The organism is Parafrankia soli (assembly GCF_001854695.1).
GTDB classification, from domain to species: Bacteria; Actinomycetota; Actinomycetes; order Frankiales; family Frankiaceae; genus Parafrankia; species Parafrankia soli.
The window spans coordinates 1-21,022 of the sequence record NZ_MAXA01000252.1; the positions used below are offsets into that span (position 1 = coordinate 1).

Genomic DNA, 21,022 nt, shown 5'->3' on the forward strand with positions numbered 1-21,022 from the left:
GGTGATGACGGGGCGGATCAGCTCCCACGCCTCGTCCGATAGGTCACTGGGGTACGGCCTGCGCTCGCTCACGCCTTCCAGCGGAACGCACCGACCGCCGAGCGCAAGACGACCAGCCCCACACCCAGAGATCAACTCAAGCTGAGGCCCGGCGAAAGCGTGCAGAACACCCACCGAGAGCCTGGCCTGCCACCCTTTCCCGGGACACAACAGCCCCTACCGAAGCACCCAAAGTCGGGTAACGTAAAAGTTACTCACCGCATAACCGGGATCCAAGGGTGCAGGGAGTCATCGCTTGTATATAAATCTGCTATACATATTTTCTCCTTTGAAGAAAATATGTATACTGTACATCGTTGCAACATCGGACGTTCGGCGTGTGTTAAACAAGGATTCCTAGGTTTACCCATCGGACTCGGACGGGAGTTCGCTAATTCAACAGGGGAGTCATTCGATGRCAGAAGATTCGCAGGTCGGGCCGCAGCGGCGTGGGCTTCTAAAGGGAATGGCAGTGCTGGGCGGCGCCGCGCTGGCCGGGCCGTTCGGCTCGCTTTCCGCGCGTATTGCCTCCGCCGCCCCGGTCGCGGGAGGCGGGTATGGTCCGCTCTACCCGGCCGCCGACCGGACGACGGGACTCGAGCTGCTGCGGCTGCCCCGTGGCTTTGAGTACGTGACCTTCGGGTGGACCGGCGATCCGATGACGGACGGCACCGCGACTCCCGGCGCGCACGATGGAATGGCCGCTTTCCGACGCAACGGAAAGATTCACCTGGTCCGCAATCACGAGCGCGGCACCGGCGCTCCGATCGGCGAGGGTGGGATCCCGACCTACGACAGCACCGCCGCAGGCGGCACCACGACGGTTGTCTTCGACCCGGACCAGGCGAAGTACATCGAGACCCGGCCGAGCCTCGCCGGGACGATCCGCAACTGCGCGGGCGGTCCCACGCCCTGGGGCACCTGGCTCAGCTGCGAGGAGACGACGACCATCAGCCCGAAGCGGCACGGGTATGTGTTCGAGGTCCCGGCTGACGGAGTGTCCGACGCGATGCCGATACCCGCCATGGGGCGGTTCAGTCATGAGGCGACCGCGGTCGACCATCACGGCTATGTTTATATGAGCGAGGATGCCACGCCTGGCGGTTGGTACCGCTTCACGCCGAACACCCAAGGCCGGCTCGCCGACGGGGGGAAGCTGGAGATGCTCGCCATACGAGGCGAGTTCCGGAAGAACCTGCGTGGCGCGGTCGGCACCGGTACCACTCTGCCGGTGGAATGGGTACCGATCGCGAACCCCGACCCGGACACCGGCAACGGTGTGGTGCAGCAGGGTCTGGCACTGGGGGCCGCCGAGTTTGCCCGGCCGGAAGGCCTCTGGTACGGAAACCGGCTGGTCTACATGACCGCCACCAGCGGCGGTGCGGCCGGGCAGGGACAGGTCTTCGCCTACAACTCCGACGCGATGACCCTCACCTGTGTGTTCGAGTCACCGGCCGCCAACGTGCTCAACTTCCCCGATAACATCACGGTGAGCCCGCGCGGTGGCCTCGTCCTGTGCGAGGACGGGAGCGGCCGGGAGTTCCTGCACGGTTTGTCCACGGACGGTCTGATCTTCCAGTTCGCTGAGAACAACGTCGTGATCCCCGTCGACAAGGCAGTCAACGGCATCAGTGGCGACTTCACCGGTTCCGAATGGTGCGGGGCCTGCTTCGACAACGACGGCGGCGGAAACTGGCTGTTCGTGAACATCCAGTCGCCGGGCATCACCTTCGCCATCACCGGGCCRTGGCGTCAAGGCATCCTGTAGCATCTCGCACCTGACCGGGACGGCATCTCCTGCGAAACGGACCCGGCGCCAGGTGATCACCTGAACGGAGCGGGGGTCCGGGTCGAATCGGCCCGGGCCCACCCTTGTTAAAGCGGCTCTGTTGCCTCCGGCCAGGGCAGGACTTCGCGCTGGTGGTCGAGCATGATCAGGTGATGGGTCGAGGCGCGGTTGCTCCGCCGGTCTCGGAGTTCGCGGGGTTCCGGTTCCCACCGGAGATGATCGTTCTGGCGGTCCGGTGGTACCTGCGGTTCGCGCTGTCGTACCGGGATGTCGAGGAACTGCTCGCCGAACGCGGCACCGACGTCGATCACGTCACCGTTTACCGGTGGGTGCAACGGTTCACGCCCCTGCTCGTAGACGCGGCCCGGTGGACCTACCTGTACCGGGCCGTTGACCAGCACGGCCAGGTCATCGACGTCCTCGCCAGCACCCGCCGCGGCCAGGCCGCCGCCCGCCGGTTCTTCACCCAGGCGCTGTCTCATGGCCGCCGGCCGGTTGAGGTCACCACCGACAAAGCACCTGTCTACCCGAGGCTCCTCAACGAGCTGCTTCCCGAGGCCTGCCATGTCGACGCCGCCAGAGAGAACAATCGGATCGAAGCCGACCACGGCCGGCTGAAAGCACGGCTGCGGCCGATGCGCGGGCTGAAACGGCTGCGCTCTGTCCAGACGATCAGCGCCGGACACGCTCTGGTCCAGAACATCCGCCGCGRCCACTACGACCTCGCCACCCACACCGGCCCGCATCTGCGGCTGGCCGCCACATTCACCGAACTCGCCCAGGCCGTCTGACCACTGCTCACCGGGCCACTGGCATGCCCTGCTTCCTCCGAACGCGTCAGCGCCTCATCGAATCACTATTGACCCCGCGGCCGCCGACGACAGGGCGATCCGCTGCTACAAGAAGGTCGGTTTCCTGCCCGTCGGAATCATGCGCAGGTATGAGCGCGGGCCGGACGGTTCTTTCCGTGATGGGCTACTCATGGACCTGATCAGCGATGATTTGGAGGCTGGATACGGAGCGCGCCGCGGCGTGACCCTCCACCCTTCATAGCTTCCGCGGGAGGAGTCACCAGGTGTCCTCCTGCCGAGATCGCGGGGCAAGCCGCTCCCGTAGTGGCGCCGCGGTGTCAAGGTGGTGTTCCGGTGCGTCCGGGCGATCGTCCCAGTGAGCCCGGAACGGCTCGAGCCAGCGGGCGAGCTCCCGCAGCGGCGCGGGCTCCAGGAGGTAGAGCCGGCGCTGTCCGTCGGGGCGGACAGTGACGAGCCCGGCCTCACGCAGGATCCGCAGGTGCTTGGACACGCCGGGCTGGCTCAGCCCCAGCTGTTCGACCAGTTCGTTGACGGGCCGGGGGCCGGCGCGGAGCAGCTCGAGCACCCGGCGGCGGTGCGGGTCACCCACCGCGGCCCAGATCACAGGTTCCACAACTCGACTATCACCAAAAGGTTATATTGCTGTCAAGCGATTACTTTTCCGTGACGGACGTCCCGGAAAGTCGTCTGCGCCGCTATGCGTCCGCGGGCTCACCGATCTCGAAACTGAACGCCGTGTTCGCGCCGTCGACGGAGTCGACGGTGACGTCCACCGGATGGGTCGTGCCGTCCGCCGGGTCGATCAGCGCGCACTGCATCTCGACACCCTCGCGGAACGGCCCGTGTCCCGCCGGCGACAGGACCCGGGCAGGCGAGCTCCCTCGTCTGACGGGACCGGTGCCTGCCGGCCGGCGGGTGCTCACCGGGCCGGGCGGATCGTTCCCGTCACCTCACCGAAGCCGATGCGCACGCCGCTGTCGCCGGGGGCGGTGGCCCGGATGGTGATGGTGTCGCCGTCCTCGAGGAACGTCCGCTCGGTGCCGTCGGGCAGTCGCAGCGGCTCGGTGCCGTTCCAGGTGAGCTCCAGGAAGGACCCGCACTCGTCGCGGCGCGGGCCGGAGACGGTGCCCGAGGCGAAGAGGTCGCCGGTGCGCAGCGCCGCGCCGCCGACGGTGAGATGCGCCAGCTGCTGCGCGGGCGTCCAGTACATCTCGGCGAAGGGCGGGCGGCTGACCACGAAGCCGTTCCAGCTCACCTCCAGCCGCAGGTCGAGGCCCCACGCGCCGTTGTCCCGCAGGTAGGGCAGCGGTTCGGGCTCCCGCGGCGGCGGCTGGAACCGCGCGGCCGCCAGCGCGTCGAGCGGGACGACCCAGGGCGAGACCGACGTCGCGAAGGACTTCCCGAGGAACGGCCCGAGCGGCACGTACTCCCACGCCTGGATGTCCCGCGCCGACCAGTCGTTCACCAGCACCACGCCGAACACGTGGTCGGCGAACGCCGCCGGGGTGACCCGTTCACCGAGCGCCGACGGCGTCCCGACGACGAAGCCGACCTCCGCCTCGATGTCGAGGCGGGTCGTCGGGCCGAACGCCGGCGGCTGGCCGTCGGCGGGCCGGCGCTGCCCGCGCGGGCGGACGATCTCGGTTCCGGAGACGACGACCGTGCCGGAGCGGCCGTGGTAGCCGACAGGCAGGTGCCGCCAGTTCGGGTTCAGCGGATCACCGCCGGGGCGCAGGATCCGTCCGACGTTGCTGGCGTGGTGCTCGGAGGCGTAGAAGTCGACGTAGTCGGCCACGTCCACCGGCAGGTGCAGCCGGACCGCGTCACGCGGGATCAGGCTGGGCCGCGCCGCCGCTTTCTGGGCCGGGTCGGTCAGCAGGTCGGTGATCCGCGCGCGGACTGCCGTCCAGTGGCGCCGGCCCCGGCTGAGGAACTCGTTCAGCCGGGGCCGGGCGAACACCGGGTCCCCCAGCGCGGCGGCGAGGTCCAGCATGTGGTCGCCGATGGCGACGCCGATCCGGGGGCTCCCACCGTCGGCGGAGAAGGCGCCGTAGGGGAGGTTCTGCAGCGGGAAGTCCGAGCCCTTGGGTACCGGCACCCACGAGCGGGCCGTCACGCCGACGCCTCGGTCCCGGCCGACGCCGTCGCCCCGGACGGTGCCGCGGAGCTGACGAGGCCGAGTCGGCGCAGGTCGTCGACCGGTGCGTCTGTCCGGCACGAGCCGTATGCGACGAGGGCCCGGCGTGCGGCGCGGGCCAGCTCCGGCGGCACCGCGCGGGCCTCGGCGACGAGCGCGGCCTCGTCCGTGCGGTCGAGGATCTCGCTGACCGCCGGGAGGCCGGCGCCGTCGACCGCGCGGCAGGTGGCGAGCACCAGGTTGAGGAACCCGTGGTGGGTGAAGCCGGTTCGCCGGTCCCGGTAGGGCAGCGCGTGGTGGAGCCCGGCGGTCGCCTTGAACGGCACGCCGCCGCGCGCGCAGGCGACCACGAATCGGGCCACTTCCGCGGACGGGGGGAACTGTTCCGCGCGCGCCCCGCCGCACCGGATCTTGACCCCGTGGCCGGCGGCCGACACCCGCGCCAGGGCGTCGCGATCCCCGCGCGGCGTCTCGACGAAACAGGGCACGGACGGTGGCACCGCCGCCAGCGCGGCGAGGTCACCCAGCAGCCCCTCGACCCCGACCAGCTCGACGGGCGGGTCGCCCTCAAGGCGGGCCAGGGCGGTGTGGAGCGTGCTCGGCTCCAACGGGCTGACGAGGCCCAGCGCGAGACGCCCCTCGGCGGCGGTCCCGTCGAGACGCCCGCCAAAGGCTCCACGCCCGCGCGCACCGGCGGCGAGCGCTTCGAGGAGTTCGTCGACGCGGGACGCGGCGCACAGGAAGTGGCCGGTCAGGACGCCTGTGGGGTCCGCGCGGTCGTGCCGGTGCCGGCGGAGGGCGGCGGGCATGGGCAGTTCCTCGGGCGGGAACAGCCCGGCGTCGTCGACCAGCCCGGCGAACAAGCCCGGCGGCGGATGGCCGGTCACCCTGCGCCGCCCCGCGCCGCCGCGTTCGCCGCCCACGTCCAGGCGTAGTCGGGGTCCTCGCAGGCGAGGCCGCCCTCGCCGAGCTCGAGTGGGGCGAAGGTGTCGACCATGACCGCGAGCTCGTCGACGAACTCCACGCCGATGCTCGCCTGCACCGCCCCGGGCTGCGGGCCGTGGGTGTGCCCGGCGGGATGCAGCGAGAGGGAACCGGGCCCGATCCCGGAACCGCGGCGGGCTCCGTAGGCACCGCCGGTGTAGAAGATCACTTCGTCGGAGTCGATGTTGGCGTGGTAGTACGGCGTCGGGATCGCGTCGGGGTGGTAGTCGACCTTGCGGGGCACGAAGTTGCAGACGACGAAGTTACGGCCCTCGAAGACCTGGTGCACCGGCGGTGGCTGGTGCAACCGGCCGGTGATCGGCTCGAAGTCGCCGATGTTGAACAGGTACGGGTAGAGGCAGCCGTCCCAGCCGACGACGTCGAACGGGTGGGTCCGGTAGGTCAGCACCGTGCCGGCGACGCCGCCGGTCCCGGCCCCGGGCCCGCGGTGCTTCACGTACACCTCGACGTCCGTTCCCTCCTCGAGCAGCGGCCCGGCCGGGCGGCGCAGGTCGCGTTCGCAGTAGGGGGCGTGCTCGAGGAACTGGCCCGAGGCCGACAGGTAGCGCTTCGGCGGGCGGATGTGGCTGTTCGCCTCGATGATGTAGGCGCGCAGCGGCTCGTCGCCGCTCGGCGTCCACCGGTGCGTCGTGCCGCACGGGACGACGACGTAGTCGCCGGGGCCGGCCGGCAGTGTGCCGAACACGGTGTCGACGCGGGCGGTGCCGGCCTCGACGTAGACGCACTCGTCACCGGTGCCGTTGCGGTAGAGCGGTGAAGGCGCGCCGGCGGCGACGTAGCAGAGCCGGACGTCGGTGTTACCCAGGAGCAGCCGCCGCCCGGTGACGACGTCGAGGCTCCGCCATCCCTCGGCCGCGGTGAGGGTGTGGGTGCGCAGGTGTCGCGGCCGCAGCGGGTGGTTGGCGACAGTGCCGAGGGCGGGCGGCTCCCACGGCCGGGCCGCGCTGATCGCCGCCGGGATCTCCCGGTGGTACAGCAGTGACGAGTCCGCGGAGAAGCCCTCCGATCCCATCAGCTCCTCGCTGTACAGGCCGCCGTCGCCGCCGCGGTGCTGCGTGTGCCGTTTGGGCGGGACGTCCCCGGTCCGGGCGTAGTACGGCATCGTCGGGTCCTTTGCGTCGGGTCCTTTGCGTCGGCTCCTCAGAACATCTACTCCGCAGAACCTCGGCACCTCAGAGGTTTCCCCGCCGTTCCTGCTCGCGTTCGATCGCCTCGAAGAGGGCCTGGAAGTTGCCCTTGCCGAAGCCGAGCGATCCGTGCCGCTCGATGAGTTCGAAGAACACCGTCGGACGGTCCCCCAGCGGCCTGGTGAAGATCTGCAGGAGGTAGCCGTCCTCGTCGCGGTCGACCAGGATCCGGCGGCGCCGGAGCTCCTCGACCGGTGCCCGCACCTCGCCGACGCGGGCCCACAGCGCGGGGTCGTCGTAGTAGGTGTCGGGAGTGTCGAGGAACTCGACGCCCTCGGCCCGCATCGCGTCGACCGAGGCGAGGATGTCACCGGTCGCCAGGGCGAGGTGCTGCGCGCCGGGACCGCCGTGGAACTCCAGGTACTCCGCTATCTGCGACTTCCGCCGGCCGGGCGCGGGCTCGTTGAGCGGGAACTTGACCCGGTGGTTGCCACTGGCGACCACCTTGCTCATCAGCGCCGAGTACCGGGTGGCGATGTCGCCGCCGACGAACTCGGCCAGGTTCGTGAAGCCCATGACCCGGTTGTAGAACGCCACCCACTCGTCCATGGCGCCGAGCTCGACGTTGCCCACGACGTGGTCCAGGGCCTGGAACAGGCTGCGCGGCGCACCCGGCCGCCGGACGTGCCCGGAGCGGCGCTCGACGTAGCCCGGCAGGTAGCACCCGGAGTAGCGCGACCGGTCGACCAGGGTGTGCCGCGTCCGCCCGTAGGCGGCGATGGCGGCGAGACGCACGGCGCCGTGCTCGTCGCGCAGCTCGTGCGGCTCCTCGAGCACCCGCGCACCCTGGGCGCGGGCGTGCGCGATGCACCGGTCGACGTCGGGCACCTCCAGCGCGATGTCGACGACGCCGTCGCCGTGCCGGCGGTGGTGGTCGAGCAGGGGGCTGTCCGGGCTCACTCCCCCTTGGAGCACGAACCGCACCGCGCCGCTGGTGAGAACGTAGGAGCAGTGATCGGGCTGGCCCGTCTCCGGCCCGGAGTAGGCGACGAGGTCCATGCCGAACGCCGACTGGTAGTAGTGGGCCGCCTGGTTGGCGTTGCCGACCACCCACACCACCGCGTCCCAGCCGGACACCGGGAACGGGTCGCCGGCCGGGTCGTGCTCGACGAGACCGACCAGCTGTCGGAGCTGGTCGACGTCCAGCTCGGCCGAGCGCTCCTGGCCGGTCAGCGTCACTTCGGTGCTCATGGACGTCCTCTCGGCCGGGCGGGAGTCGAGGCGGCGGCGCTGGCGCGCGAACGCGAGAGTGACACTACCTTGAGTGACGCGACGCCCGCCTGATGTGACGACTCGCCGGGTGTGATGAGACGGGGTGGTCAGTGACCGGCGACCTCGCCGGTGGTCAGGTCCTGGGTTCCGATGACCCGCAGCAGATCGAGCTGGTCGCGCGCCGGGCTGCCCGGTCGCGGGTAGAGCACGACCAGCGTCTGGGTGCCCGCGTCGCTGGTCAGCGTCTCGCACAGCAGGTCCACGGCGCCCACCGCCGGATGGATGATCCGCTTGTGGTCGGCGCGGCGCACCATGACCTCGTGCTCCGCCCAGAGCCGCGCGAACTCCTCGCTGCGGCCCAGCAGATCGGCCACGAGATCCTCCACATCCGCGTCGCCGCGGCGCCGGCCGTGGGTCGCGCGCAGGTCCGCGACGTGCGTGCGGGACAGCCGCTCCCAGTCCTCGCGCGGGAACCGCGACCGGACGTCCGGCTCGGCGAACCAGAGCCAGGTGTTGTTGCGGGCCCGTCCCGGGCGGGCGGAGATGTCGCCGGACAACGCGACCGACATGCGGTTGCGCGCCAGGACCTCGCCGATGTCGGAGACGACGAACGCGGGAGTGTCGGTGAGCCGGTCGAGGATGTACAGCAGACCGGGCGAGACGTGCGCGGCGGTGGACGTCCGCGGCGGGGGCGGCTGGCCCGCGAGGTGGAACAGGTGGTCGCGTTCGTCGTCGCTCAGGCGCAGCGCCCGGGCCAGCGCGGCCAGCAGCGGCGCGGACGGCCGCGGCCCGCGGGACTGCTCGAGGCGGGTGTAGTAGTCGGTCGACATGACGGCGAGCGCGGCCACCTCGTCGCGGCGCAGCCCCGGGGTGCGCCGGCGCACCCCGGGGGGCAGGCCGACGTCCGATGGCTGCAGCTGCGCGCGGCGCCGGCGCAGGAAGTCGGCGAGCCCGGAGCGATCCATGCCACCAGCGTTCCCCACACCCGGCGGCCGAGCCAGGGACCGGCGATCCCACGATGAACGGTCCCTGCCGCGGCGTCGCCCGCCGCAGCAGACTGGCGGCCATGACGCGGACGGCGATGACGACAAGGCGGCTCGGGGCGACCGGGCCGGAGGTGGGTGCGCTCGGGCTCGGTTGCATGGGCATGTCCGGCATGTACGGGCCGGCCGACGACGACGAGAGCATCGCGACGATCCTCGCCGCGGTCGACGCGGGGATGACCCTGCTCGACACCGGCGACTTCTACGGCATGGGGCACAACGAGCTGCTGGTCGGCCGTGCCCTGCGCCAGCTCGACCGGGACGCGGTGACGGTGAGCGTGAAGTTCGGCGCGCTGCGCGACGCGGTCGGCGGCTGGGGTGGTTTCGACGCCCGGCCGGCGGCGCTGCGCAACTTCCTCGCCTACTCGCTGGTGCGCCTGGGCACCGACCATGTGGACATCTACCGGCCGGCCCGGCTCGACCCCGCCGTGCCGGTCGAGGACACCATCGGTGCCATCGCCGAGCAGGTCAAGGCCGGCCTGGTCCGGCACATCGGCCTGTCGGAGGTCGGCCCGGAGACGATCCGGCGGGCGGCGGCCGTGCACCCGATCTGCGACCTGCAGATCGAGTACTCGGTCCTCTCCCGCGGCATCGAGGACGAGATCCTGGCGACCTGCCGCGAACTGGGGATCGCGATCACCGCGTACGGGGTGCTCTCCCGCGGGCTGATCGCCGGCACCGGCCCGTCGGGGCACAGCAGTGACTTCCGGGCGCACAGCCCGCGCTTCCAGGGCGCGAACCTCGACCACAACCTGGGGCTCGTCGAGCGGCTGCGGCCGGTCGCCGAGCGCCACAACGTCTCCGTCGCGCAGCTGGCCATCGCCTGGGTCGCCGCCGCCGGTCCGGACGTCATCCCGCTGGTGGGGATGCGCCGCCGCAGCCGCATCGACGACGCCCTGGCCACCGCGGCCGTCACCCTGTCCGAGCAGGATCTGGCCGACGTCGACCGGGCGGTGCCCGCCGGGTCGGCCGCGGGGGGACGGTACGAGGACGCCCAGCTCGCCGCCCTCGACAGCGAGCGTCCCGCCGAGCGCTGACGCGGCCCGCCAGCCCGCCCACGCACAGGTGGTGCACAGGGAACGCACAGCGTAGGCATCGCCGGGCCCGCCATGATCGAGCCATCAGGTCAGCCGATCGCAGATGGAGGGCACATGGCGGATCACCGGAGTCCCAGCCGGACGCGGGCGTACGAGGGGCGCCCGCTGGCCCGGCCCCACGAGGAGATCGTCGACCAGGGCCTCGCCTTCGACGTCGGCACACTGCTGAGCCGGCGGCGGATGCTGGCCTTCTTCGGCCTCGGCGCCGCGTCCGCCGGCCTGGCGGCCTGCGGCTCGGACTCCGCCGGATCCACGGCCTCAGCCACCTCGGGGACGTCCACCTCGGGGACGTCGGCCGCGACAGCGAGCGCGGCGGCCGGGGAGATCCCCGAGGAGACCGCGGGCCCCTACCCGGGCGACGGGTCCAACGGGCCGGACGTCCTCGAGCAGAGCGGTGTGGTCCGCAGTGACATCCGGTCCAGCTTCGGCGACTCGACCGGCACCGCCGAGGGCGTCCCCATGACACTGGCGCTGACGGTTCGCGACCTCGCGAACGGCGGCACGCCCTTCGCCGGGGTGGCCGTGTACGTGTGGCACTGCGACCGCGAGGGCCGCTACTCGATGTACTCCGACGGCGTCACCGACCAGAACTACCTGCGCGGGGTCCAGGTTGCCGACTCCGCCGGCACGGTCCGCTTCACCAGCATCTTCCCGGCGTGCTACACGGGGCGCTGGCCGCACATCCACTTCGAGGTCTATCCCGACCAGGCCAGCATCACCGACTCGACGAAGGCCATCGCCACCTCGCAGGTCGCGCTGCCGCAGGACGTCTCCGAGAAGGTCTACGCGCAGACGGGCTACGCGGCCTCCGTGAACAACCTGGCGCAGGTCAGCCTGGACAGCGACGGGGTCTTCGGCGACGACGGGGCCGCCACCCAGCTCGCCACCGTGACCGGCGACGTCTCCGCCGGGTACGCGGTCTCCCTCACCCTGGGCGTCGACACGTCGACGGCCGCGGGCGGCGGCCAGGTCTCCGGCGGTGGGGCGCCGGGCGGCGCACCCGGTGGCCGGGCACCCGGCGGGCGCTGACGGCCGCCGGGATCAGCCGCGCAGCTCCCAGCCGTTGCCGGCCGGATCGCGGCAGATCACGATCCGCCGGCCGTCGAAGTCACCCGCGGTGAACGGGATGCCGGCCGCGCTCAGGCGGGCCTCGATCGCGGCGCAGTCGGCGCCGACCTCTATCGCCGTGTGCGCCTTGGCCGCGGGAACATGGTCGGGGTCGAGGCTCAGATGGACCTGTGTGCCGTCGTCGGCCTCGAACCACCGCGCACCGCGGCCCAGGGCCGCCGGCGGCGGCTCGAGCCGCCGGTAGCCGAGCACCCCCACCAGGAACTCCGCCTCGGCGTCGGCGGCATCCGGCGGGACCCCGAGGTTGGCATGATGAAATCTCGGCACACGCCGGAGTGTGACACAGAAACCGCCTCCGGCGGCGCGGGATCTCAGCCGCCGAGCGGGCGGCCGACGAGCCCGGCCCGCTCGGCGACGAACTCCTCGACGCTGCGCGCCGGCCGTCCCGTCACCTGTTCGACGGTCGTGGTCGCCCGGTCGTAGCGGTTCTGGCGGTGCAGGCGCGTCGTGGTCGCGGGTGAACGCGAACAGGTCCGTCTGGGGCGCCACCAGGTTCGCCCACTCGTCGGGCGGGACGTCCACGTAGGTCACCTGGCGGCCCAGCGCCCGGGAGAACTCCGCGGCGACCCCGTCCATGTCCTGCGAGCGCGGCCCGGTCAGCTCGTACACGTACTCGCGGTGCGCCGCCGGATCGGCCAGGATCTCCGCGGCGACCCGGGCGACGTCCGCGGCGGCGATCGGGGACGTCCGACCGCGGCCGAACGGGAGACGGATGGTCCCGTCGTCCGCGATGGACCGGGCGGCCAGGACCGTGTGGTCCGGGTCCGCTCCGGCGCGTCGCTCCGGCGTGTCCCGGCCGCCCCCGGTCAGGCCGGGTGCGGGGGCCATTCCAGGCCGGACAGCGAGGCCAGCGCGTGCACCAGTGCCTGGGCGCCGTCACGGCCGCGGTCCTGCGCCTGCAGGGCCACGTAGAGCTGGTTGGCGAGCGCCAGCCCCGGCAGGGCGAGCCTGGCCCGCCGCGCCTCGGCGAGCGCGATGCCGAGATCCTTGACCATGTGGTCGACGAAGAACCCGGGCGCGAAGTCGCCGCCCACCACCCGCGGGGCGAGGTTCGACAGCGACCAGCTGCCGGCGGCACCGCTGCCGACCGACTCCAGCACCCCGGCGACGTCCAGCCCGACGCGGCTGGCGTACAGCAGTCCCTCCGACATCGCGACCATGGTGCTGGCGATGAGGATCTGGTTCACCATCTTCGTGTGCTGACCGGCGCCGTGATCACCCTGCCGGACGATCGTGGCGCCCATCGCCTCGAGACCGGGGCGGACCGCCTCGAACACGCCGGCCGGGCCGCCGACCATGATCGAGAGTGTGGCGTTACGGGCGCCGACGTCGCCGCCCGACACCGGCGCGTCCAGCGCGTGCACCCCGATCTCCCCGGCGACCCGGCCGATCTCGACCGCGAGCGCGGGCTCACTCGTCGTCATGTCGACGAGAACCGCCCCGGGCCCGGCACCGACGAGCGCGCCGGCGGGGCCGAGCAGCACCTCGCGGACGTCCGCGGGCAGGCCCACCATCGAGAACACGACGTCGCTGCCGGCCGCCACCTCGGCGGGCGAGTCGGCCCAGGTCGCCCCCGCGGCGAGCAGGCCGTCCGCGCTGTCCCGGCTGCGGGTCGTGACCGTCACCCGGTAGCCGCGGCGCAGCAGGTGCCCGCACATGGACGCCCCCATCACCCCGGTGCCGATCCACCCGACCCGGGTCGACTCGGGTGACATCGACTCGGGTGACATCGACTCGGGCGACACCGGCGAGGAACCTGCGACGGACAAGACGACCCGCTTCCTGTGCGACCACGCACGACTGCGTCCCACTGCCACCTCGTACGACCCCGTACGACCCATGAGTTCGTACCACCCGGCCCCGCCGCCGGGGGCGGCCGGCTCAGGCCACCGCGGCGCGGCGCAGCGCGCGGTACAGCAGCTGGGGATCGCCCATCCGGCGGCGCAGCGCCCGTTCCAGACCGGCGATCGGGTAGAGGTTCTGGGGGGCGCGGGCGTCCTTGAACTCGGTGGAGGCGAAGCGGCGCAGCGTCACCTGGCTCTGGTCGGCCAGCGCGATCGCCTCGGCGGCGGACATGTCCGCGCCGCACTCGACCCGCACCACACCGGCCCACGGCGCGCCCGGCCCGCCGGGCAGCCGCAGGTACCAGCTGTGCCTGTCCCAGCTGGAACCCATCAGGAAGACCGGGGTGCGCTGGCCCGGGCCGAGGGTGCCGACCATCGCGTGCTGGCGCGGCGGAAGGTATGCCGACTGATGGGTCTTGACGAAGCCCAGGGTCCGCGGCAGGTGCTGGCGCCCGCGCAGCGGGCCGTCGACGACCAGCAGGTCGGTGCCGGCGTGGTGGCCGGCGCCGGTCGTGTGGTCGCCGAGCCGGGCGCGGGCCGCGGCGGCCGACTCCACCTCGAGCTCACCGAGGGCCCGCTGCAACGCCAGGCTCAGCCCGACCGGGTCGGTCGCGCGCGTCCGGCGGACGGGATAGTCGCCGGCGGTCGTCCGGACGTCCCCGGCATGCTCGGCGGCGGTGAACGTCCCCCGGTTCACCGCCGCGACGGCCAGGTGGGCCCCGGCCTCGCAGCAGCAGACGACGCCACTGGCATAGGAGGCGCACAGGGCCGGCAGCGCCGACGTCGCCTGCTCGCCGGCGGGCACGCTGTCGTGGATCCAGGCGCGTGCCTCGACGCGGCGCACCCCGTCGACGAACAGCACCGCGCCCGGCGGGGCCGTGCCGGGAGCGGGGTCACGCGGCGCCCACGCCGACTCGGGCACCTCGACGTCCAGCACGACCGGGGCGCTGGACTCGACGAGCTCCTCCTCGCCGAGGCTCGTCCCGTAGCCGGGGTCCCAGGCGTCGACGCTGAACTTCATCCGGCCCGCCGGCACTGCGGGGGCGGCGAGCGGGGCGGGTACGGCCGGCGTGGCCGGCCCCGGGCGTGGTGGTGCCTCGGTCAAGTGCGCTCCCTGACGACGGTCGACGTCCGCTGGTCCCGGTTCACCGCGAAGCGTACGGGGACCCGCTCGGCCAGCGCCTGGACGTGGGTGACCAGGCCGACCATCCGGCCGCCGCCGCTCGCAAGGCTCTCCAGGGTGCTCGCGACGACGTCCAGGGTGGCCTCGTCGAGGGTGCCGAAGCCCTCGTCGAGGAACAGCGAGTCGAGCGTGGCCGCGCCGCCGGCCGCCATCGCCCGCAGCTGGGAGGACAACGCGAGAGCCAACGCCAGGCTGGCCTGGAACGTCTCACCGCCGGACAGGGTCCGCACCGGCCGACGCGAGTCGGCGTCGGCATGGTCGACGACCACAAACTCGCCGTCCTCGTGGGTCAACTCGAACTGCCCACCGGACAGCTCCGACAGCGTCACCGACGCCTCCTCGACCAGGAGGTCCAGCGCGGCGGCCACCATCCAGCGCGGGAACCGGTCGGAGCGCAGCAGCTGGCCGAGCTGGCGGGCGACCTGGTCCGCCTCGCGCGCCGTCGCGACCTCGGCGGTGAGCCGGGCGGCCTCGGCACGGCGCTCGACGACCCGGCCAAGCTCCGCGCGGGCCCGTGCCAGCCCTTCCGCCACGGCGGCGGACGCACCGGCCGAGGCCGGCCCCCCGGCGGGGTCAGGCTCGGGGCCGTCGGGGCGAAGGTCGTGGGCGGCGAGCAGCTCGCCCAGCGCGGTGTCGGCGTCGTCACGGCGCCGGCGGGTGGCCTCGGCCTCGACGGTGGCCGCGGTGAGCAGGTGGTCGCGGGCCGTCGCCTGCGCGCGGGACCAGTCGGTCAGCTCCGTCCAACCAGCCAAAACGTCCTCGCCGTCGACCGCGGGGGCGCCGAGCGGGACGAGGCCGTCGCGGGCCGCGGCCAGCGCGGCGCCGGCCGCGCCGAGCGCGTCCCGGGCCTGCTCGAACGCCCGCTCGGCGGCGTCGGCTTCCGCCCGGGCGCCGCGTAGCCGCTGGTCGGCCTGGCCGGCCGCGGCGGTGAGCCGGTCGAGCTCGGCGAGCGCGGCCGCGACCTCGACGGCGCTCGGCGCGCCGGCGAGCGCGGCACGCAGCGCCTCGGTCTGGTCGTCGAGGGTCGCGACGCGGGTGGCGGCCCGCTGCTGGGCCCGGGCCGCGGCGATCCGCTCCTCGTCCGCCCGGGCCTGCCCGGCGGTGGCGAGCGACAGTGCCTGCCGCGCGGCGGCGAGAGACGCCGCGGCGGCGGCCGACCGCTCGGCGGCGGCGTCACGCTGACCGGCCCGGTCACGGGCGAGGCCGGCGGCCCAGGTGACGAGCGCGGCCCAGTCGGCCTCCAGGTCGGTGCCCGCCAGGCCGGGAACGCCGAGGGAGACCAGCGGGTCCCGGGCGGTGTCGAGCGCCCGCCGTGCCCCGGCCGCCTCGTCCCGGCAACGGGTGACGACCGTCTCGGCGGCCGCCGCGGCGTCGCGGGCCTGGCGCAGGGCCAGGTCGGCGCCGGTGACGGCGCCGTCGAGCCGCTCGACGTCCGCGAGGAGGTCGGCGGCGCGGCGGGCGTCCGGCGCGTCGGCGAGCGCGCGGCGCAGCTCCTCGACCCGTTTGGTCAGCTCCGCGAGCCGGGCCTCGGATTCCAGCGCCGCCCGGGTGGCGGCGGTCGCCTCGGCGGTGCGGGCGGCGACCTCACCCTCGGCGGCGGTGACCGCCTCGTCGGCCGCACCGATGCCGAGGGCCGGCAGCGGCGGCGGCAGGGTCGCGACGGGCCGCGCGCAGACCGGGCAGTCCTCCCCCACGGCCAGGTGCGGTCGCAACGCGGCGGCCAGATCGGCGCGGGCGGCGGTGTCCCGGGCGGCGGCCGCGCGGTGCCGGGCGTGGCGGGCCGTGTCCAGGGCGGTCTCGGCCCGGCCGAGCGCGTCCCGGGCTGCGGCGTGCGCGGCTGCCGTGCCAGCCTGGCCGGTCAGCAGCTCGGCGAGCAGCTCGTGATCGCGCAGGGCCCGTTCCAGCGGGCCGCGCGGCGGTGCGGCGGCCCGCTCCTCGCGGACGGCGGTGTCGGCCCGCTCGGCCGCCTCCCGGCGCTCGACGGCCTCGGCCCGCGCCGCCTCTGCGCCGCGCAGCCGATCGGTCAGCGCCGCCAGCCCGACCGGCGGGCGCACACCGGCGAGCAGCCCCAGCTCGGCTTCGAGCCGGCTCATCTCGGCGGCGGCGGCCTCGGCGGTCTGCTCGGCCGCGCGTTCGGTGGTGGTCGCCGACGCCAGCCCGCCGCGCGCCTGCGCGAGCGCGGCGTCCGCGGCGGCGAGGGCCGCCCCGGCCGCGGTCTGCTCGGTGACGGCTTCCGGTCGGGCCGCGAGCAGGCCGGCGAGTGCCTCGTGGTCGTGGGCGTACCGGTCGAGCGGGCCGCGGGACGGCGCCGCGGCGAGCCGTTCCCGGGCGGTGCTGTCCGCCCGCTCGGCCTCCTCGCGGTGCCGGCGGGCGTCCGCGGCGGCGGCCCGGGCGGCGTGCAGCCGGCCGGTGAGATCCGCCAGCCCGTCCGGCGGTCGGACGGCGGCGAGCCGGTCACGCTCAGCGGCCAGCCGGGTGACCTGGGCGGCGGCGTCGGCGGCGGCGGTGTCCAGCCAGGCCAGCTCCGCCAGCGCGGCGGCCACCTCGGCGGCGAGCCGGGTGAGCGCGCCGACCTGGTCGGCCGCGGTGGCCTCGGCGGCGGCGGTCGCGTCCGAGTACCCGGCGAGCTGCTCGGCGAGGACGTCCGCGCGCTGGCGCTGGTCACTCGCGCGGGCGTTCGCCGCCGCGCGGATCGTGTCGTAGACACCCAGCCCGAGCAGCCGGGTGAGGATCGCCTGCCGCTCGCTCGGCTTCGCCCGCAGGAACTCCGCGAACTCGCCCTGCGGGAGCACCACGCAGGTGCAGAAGTGCTCGAAGGTGAGCCCGAGCAGCTCCTCGACCGCCGCCGTGACGGCGGGCGCGCCCGCGGCGAGGACCTCCGTCGGCTCCCCCGGCCCGCCAGCGCCGGCCGGGTCGACCAGCCGCTCGAACCGGGCGTTGCGCACGGTCACCCCGCCGCGGGMGGAGCGGCGCAGCTCCCGCGCCACCACGTAGCGGGCACCGGCCGCGTCGAAGACGAGCCGCACCGTGCCCCGGGCCGCGGTCGGCGCGAGCGCCAGGTGCACCGTCGCGCGGTTGTTCCAGCGCGGCACCGAACCGAACAGCGCGAACGTCAGCGCGTCGATCAGCGTCGACTTGCCGGCGCCGGTCGGGCCCACCAGCGCGAAGTAGTCGGCGTCGGTGAGGTCCAGCACCGCCGGTTCCCGGAACGACCCGAAACCGGCGAGGTCCAGCTGTACCGGGCGCATTCAGTCCCCTCCCAGATCCCTCGGCCGGCGCCGGCTCGGACGTCCCATCAGTCGCTTGGTCACTCGGTCACTCGGCCACTTATTCGCCGCTGGAGACCTCGTCGTGCAGCCGGGCGAACAGCGCCTCGACCCGGGGGTCGTCGAACTGTTCGGCGGCGCAGTACTCCCGGAACAGGTCCGCGGGGCTGCGCCGGGCCAGCGCCGCGGCGCTGGGGCGCGATCCACCGAGGGCCACCCGGAACTCCGGGTCGATGCCGACCTCGAGCGCGTTCGGCAGCAGCTCCTGGACCTCGTCGCGCAGCCCCGCGCGGGCCGGTTCGCGCACGACCACCCGCAGCAGGTCCTCTGCGAGCTCCGGGGCCTGCGCGGCGAGCTCCGCGACGGTGCCCCGGACCGTCCGCAGCCGCCGGCCGGCCGTCAGCGCGATGTCGGTGACCCGGGCGGGGACGCCGGGGCTCGCCTCGACGAGGCACACCACGTTCGTGTTCTCCTGCTCCCCGAAGTCGACGGCGAGCGGCGCGCCGGAGTACACCACCGGGCACGGCGCGGCGAGGGTCTGCCGCCGGTGCAGATGTCCCAGCGCCACGTAGTGGGCGTCGGCGGGGAACGCCGCCGCGGACACGTGATACTCGAAAATCGACTGGGCCAGCCGCTCCCCGCCGCCGAACAGGCCGTTGGTCACCGTCAGGTGGGCCAGGACAAGGTTCACCGCGTTGTCGTCGAAGCCGGCGCGCAGCTGTTCCAGCAGGGCGCGCACGACCTGGTCGTAGCGGGCCGCGGTCTGGTCGGGCGTCTGGGTGACCAGGTCGGCGGCGCGGACGGCGTACCGCTGGGAGACGAACGGCAGCGCCGCCACGGTCACCGGTTCACCGGTGCCGGGGGCGCGGAAGGTMACCACCCCGCCGTCGGCGGCGGTGCGCGGCGTTCCTACCAGGGTGATCCCGGCGGCGGACATCAGCGGCCGGTAGGCGTCGAAGGTCGGCTGGTGGTCGTGGTTGCCGGCGATCACGACCACCTCGGCCCCCGTGCCGCGCAACGCGACGAGCGCCTGCACGGCGAGCTGCTGGGCCGCCGCCGGCGGGGCCGCGCTGTCGTAGACGTCCCCGGCGACGAGCACCGCGTCGACCTCGTGCTCCCGGGCGATCCCGATGATCTCCCCGAGCACCGCGCGCTGCTCGTCGAGCCGGTTACGTCCCTTGAGCGTCTTGCCGAGGTGCCAGTCCGAGGTGTGCAGGAACTTCATGGCGGTTCCTAACGGCCGGAGGTCAGAACGGCGGAACCTCGTCGGAGGGGTTGGGTAGAAGGTCGAACGGATTGCGGGGAATCGTGCCGGGCGCCGGTTTCCCGGGCTGGCCGGGAACCGAGCCGGACGGCGGGCCGGCGGTTTCGGGGGGAGGGCCCGCGGTCTCGGAGTGCCGGGTCGCCCAGGCGGGGAACGGGAACTCCACCGCGAGCGGCACCGGGATCTCCGGCTGCGAGACGAACATCGTGCCCGGCTTGGCCAGTGTGGCCCGGGCGCGCTGCCCGGGCGGCAGGAACCCGTACTCGGGCCGGCCCGCCTCGGCCGAGTCGAGCCGGCCGACCACCTTGATCGAACTGTTGGCGATGATCCGCCGCTCGACCTCGCTCGCCGTCTGCTGCGCGCCGATCAGGATGATGCCCAGCGAGCGGCCGCGCTCGGCGATGTCGAGCAGCACCTCCTTGATCGGGCTCGCGCCCTCCCGCGGGGCGTACTTGTTCAACTCGTCGATCATCGTGAACAGCAGGCTGCCGGGACCCGCCTCCTCCTTGCGCCGCGTCTCCGCGGCGAGCACCACCCCGACGACGAACCGCTGCGCCCGCTCCGGCAGGTTGTGCAGGTCGACCACGGTCACCTGCTGGTCGGCCGTGGAGACCTTGCGACGCGGGCTGTCCGCCAGATCCGCCCGGATCAGTGACCGCAGTGAACGCAACGACGAGCGGAGCCGGCGGACGAACGCGTTGACCGTCCCGGCGCCCGTCACCGGCCCGGCCCAGTCCCGGCGCGTCTCCTCGTCGGTCAGCCGGTCGACGATCAGGTCGACCAGCTCGGAGTAGGTCCGCACCAGCTGGCCGTCGATGCTGACCGCCCCGTCGGCGCCGGCGGGCACCGCGTCCGTGCGCAGCCGCAGGGCCACCTGGTGGACGACGATCGTGTACTGGTTGCGGTCGTCCTCGGCGTCGGCGAACACGTACGGCAGCAGCTCGCCCGCGCAGAACTCCTGGATCGTCCACCAGAACGCGGCCACCCCGGTCTTCCTGGAGGCGACGTTCGGCTGGCCGGAGATGTCGTCGGGCAGCGGCGGGGCGAAGAAGCCGACCGAACGGAACGGCTCGGCGGGCAGATCGAGCCGGCCGTAGGCGGCGCGCTTGTCCTCGTCCAACCGGGAGTTGGCGTGGTCGAGGAACAGCAGATCCTCGCCCTTCACCGAGAACACCAGCGCCTTGGTGTTCACCGCCGCCCGCCCGAGCACGCCACAGCGGAAGATCGAGTGCAGCAGGAACAGCGCGAAGCTGGTCTTGGTGGCGACCCCCGAGATACCGCTGATGGAGACGTGCGCGCCCCGGGTACCGTCGAGGAACTCCAGGTTGACGTAGATCGGGTTGCCGTCCCGTCCGATGCCGACCGGGATCCGCTTGTCCATCATGTCGAAGTACAGCGCCGTCGCCCGCTCGTCGCCGGTCGCCCGCCGCACCTGCTCGCCGGGCAGCGGCGGTACGTAGACCTCCGGCTCCACCCGGGTCGTGGTGATCTCGGCGATCTCCTGCACCTGGGCGGGTAGGACGCCGTCGGCGATCAGGAAGACGTCCGAGCCGAACGACGCGCCCTCGTGCCGGGCTCGCACCTGGGTGACGATGCCGGCGGTCATCACCGGCCCGACGCCGGGCACCGCGCGGATGGTGACGACGACGTCGTCGAGCTGCAGATAGCTGCCCTCGAGCAGGGCGACGTGGAACAGCAGCGGGGTGTTCTCCTCGGTGCCGAGCACCCGGCCGACCGGCGCCACGGCCGCCGCCTCCCGCGCCGGGCCGGCGGTACGCCTGCCGTTGGACCCGCCGACCTCGACCGTCATGCACGAACCCCCAACCGACTGCCCCTACCAACCTGCTCCTGCCGGCCTGCCACGACCGGCCTGCGACTGCCGGCCTGCCAATGCCAATGCCATGGCCATGCAGCGCCCGACACCCGACACCCTCCGTCACAGGCGATCGCCCGGCGCATCCGGCGACCGGCCGCCACCAGGCTAGCCGTGAGGTCCGACACCCAGCCGGTGCCACC

General features: G+C 73.4%; 17 protein-coding genes and 1 pseudogene. 5 read left to right on the top strand and 13 right to left on the bottom strand.

Features of this window, described 5'->3' with window-relative positions:
* Positions 1–454: 454 nt before the first annotated feature.
* From BBK14_RS28620 to BBK14_RS42455, 3 genes and pseudogenes are all read left to right on the top strand, one after another.
* Entirely contained in the window at positions 455–1,807 is a 1,353-nt protein-coding gene (locus tag BBK14_RS28620; RefSeq protein WP_071066315.1) for a PhoX family protein, read from the top strand.
* Positions 1,808–1,980: 173 nt separating this feature from the next.
* Positions 1,981–2,619 (top strand): DDE-type integrase/transposase/recombinase, encoded by a 639-nt coding sequence (locus BBK14_RS28625; RefSeq protein ID WP_071066335.1) that lies wholly within the window; start codon positions 1,981–1,983, stop codon positions 2,617–2,619.
* Between the two features lie 55 nt (positions 2,620–2,674).
* A pseudogene (locus BBK14_RS42455) lies at positions 2,675–2,881 on the top strand (GNAT family N-acetyltransferase); the annotation flags it as partial.
* A 15-nt stretch (positions 2,882–2,896) separates the two neighbouring features.
* Here BBK14_RS42455 and BBK14_RS28630 read toward each other — a convergent pair.
* From BBK14_RS28630 to BBK14_RS28660, 7 genes are all read right to left on the bottom strand, one after another.
* Positions 2,897–3,253: an ArsR/SmtB family transcription factor gene (locus BBK14_RS28630; RefSeq protein ID WP_198541462.1), complete on the bottom strand. Its 357-nt coding sequence runs from the start codon at positions 3,251–3,253 to the stop codon at positions 2,897–2,899.
* 82 nt (positions 3,254–3,335) lie between these two features.
* The gene (locus BBK14_RS41480) at positions 3,336–3,458 is read right to left on the bottom strand and encodes a hypothetical protein (protein WP_255565658.1); all 123 of its coding nucleotides are present in this window, start codon (positions 3,456–3,458) and stop codon (positions 3,336–3,338) included.
* A gap of 101 nt (positions 3,459–3,559) precedes the next feature.
* A complete protein-coding gene (gene fahA, locus BBK14_RS28640; RefSeq protein ID WP_071066318.1) occupies positions 3,560–4,756 on the bottom strand; it encodes a fumarylacetoacetase in 1,197 nt (398 codons plus the stop codon).
* Positions 4,753–5,664: a hypothetical protein gene (locus BBK14_RS28645; RefSeq protein ID WP_071066336.1), complete on the bottom strand. Its 912-nt coding sequence runs from the start codon at positions 5,662–5,664 to the stop codon at positions 4,753–4,755. Before BBK14_RS28645 ends, fahA begins: the two co-directional genes overlap by 4 nt.
* Positions 5,661–6,884 (bottom strand): homogentisate 1,2-dioxygenase, encoded by a 1,224-nt coding sequence (locus BBK14_RS28650; RefSeq protein ID WP_071066319.1) that lies wholly within the window; start codon positions 6,882–6,884, stop codon positions 5,661–5,663. The genes BBK14_RS28645 and BBK14_RS28650 overlap by 4 nt, the downstream gene beginning before the upstream one ends.
* Positions 6,885–6,954: 70 nt before the next feature.
* Positions 6,955–8,160, bottom strand: a complete 1,206-nt coding sequence (gene hppD / locus BBK14_RS28655; RefSeq protein ID WP_071066320.1) for a 4-hydroxyphenylpyruvate dioxygenase — start codon at positions 8,158–8,160, stop codon at positions 6,955–6,957.
* 128 nt (positions 8,161–8,288) lie between these two features.
* Positions 8,289–9,146: an MmyB family transcriptional regulator gene (locus BBK14_RS28660; protein WP_071066321.1), complete on the bottom strand. Its 858-nt coding sequence runs from the start codon at positions 9,144–9,146 to the stop codon at positions 8,289–8,291.
* Between the two features lie 53 nt (positions 9,147–9,199).
* Between BBK14_RS28660 and BBK14_RS28665 the strand changes: the two genes are divergently transcribed.
* Positions 9,200–10,261, top strand: coding sequence for an aldo/keto reductase (locus BBK14_RS28665; protein ID WP_241831916.1), 1,062 nt, complete (start codon positions 9,200–9,202; stop codon positions 10,259–10,261).
* Positions 10,262–10,375: 114 nt separating this feature from the next.
* On the top strand, positions 10,376–11,350 hold the full coding sequence (locus tag BBK14_RS28670) for an intradiol ring-cleavage dioxygenase (protein ID WP_071066322.1): 975 nt from the start codon (positions 10,376–10,378) through the stop codon (positions 11,348–11,350).
* A gap of 12 nt (positions 11,351–11,362) precedes the next feature.
* On the opposite strand, the gene BBK14_RS40790 is transcribed toward BBK14_RS28670, so the two are convergent.
* The 6 genes from BBK14_RS40790 to BBK14_RS28700 form a co-directional block, all read right to left on the bottom strand.
* Positions 11,363–12,277, bottom strand: a complete 915-nt coding sequence (locus BBK14_RS40790; RefSeq protein ID WP_241831917.1) for a hypothetical protein — start codon at positions 12,275–12,277, stop codon at positions 11,363–11,365.
* Positions 12,256–13,194 (bottom strand): NAD(P)-dependent oxidoreductase, encoded by a 939-nt coding sequence (locus BBK14_RS28680; protein WP_241831918.1) that lies wholly within the window; start codon positions 13,192–13,194, stop codon positions 12,256–12,258. The genes BBK14_RS40790 and BBK14_RS28680 overlap by 22 nt, the downstream gene beginning before the upstream one ends.
* A gap of 136 nt (positions 13,195–13,330) precedes the next feature.
* Positions 13,331–14,398 (bottom strand): hypothetical protein, encoded by a 1,068-nt coding sequence (locus tag BBK14_RS28685; RefSeq protein ID WP_241831919.1) that lies wholly within the window; start codon positions 14,396–14,398, stop codon positions 13,331–13,333.
* Positions 14,395–17,724, bottom strand: a complete 3,330-nt coding sequence (locus tag BBK14_RS28690) for an AAA family ATPase (protein WP_071066323.1) — start codon at positions 17,722–17,724, stop codon at positions 14,395–14,397. The genes BBK14_RS28685 and BBK14_RS28690 overlap by 4 nt, the downstream gene beginning before the upstream one ends.
* Positions 17,725–17,803: 79 nt before the next feature.
* On the bottom strand, positions 17,804–18,967 hold the full coding sequence (locus BBK14_RS28695; protein WP_071066324.1) for an exonuclease SbcCD subunit D: 1,164 nt from the start codon (positions 18,965–18,967) through the stop codon (positions 17,804–17,806).
* A 22-nt stretch (positions 18,968–18,989) separates the two neighbouring features.
* Positions 18,990–20,816: an ATP-binding protein gene (locus tag BBK14_RS28700; RefSeq protein ID WP_198541463.1), complete on the bottom strand. Its 1,827-nt coding sequence runs from the start codon at positions 20,814–20,816 to the stop codon at positions 18,990–18,992.
* Positions 20,817–21,022: the final 206 nt, after the last annotated feature.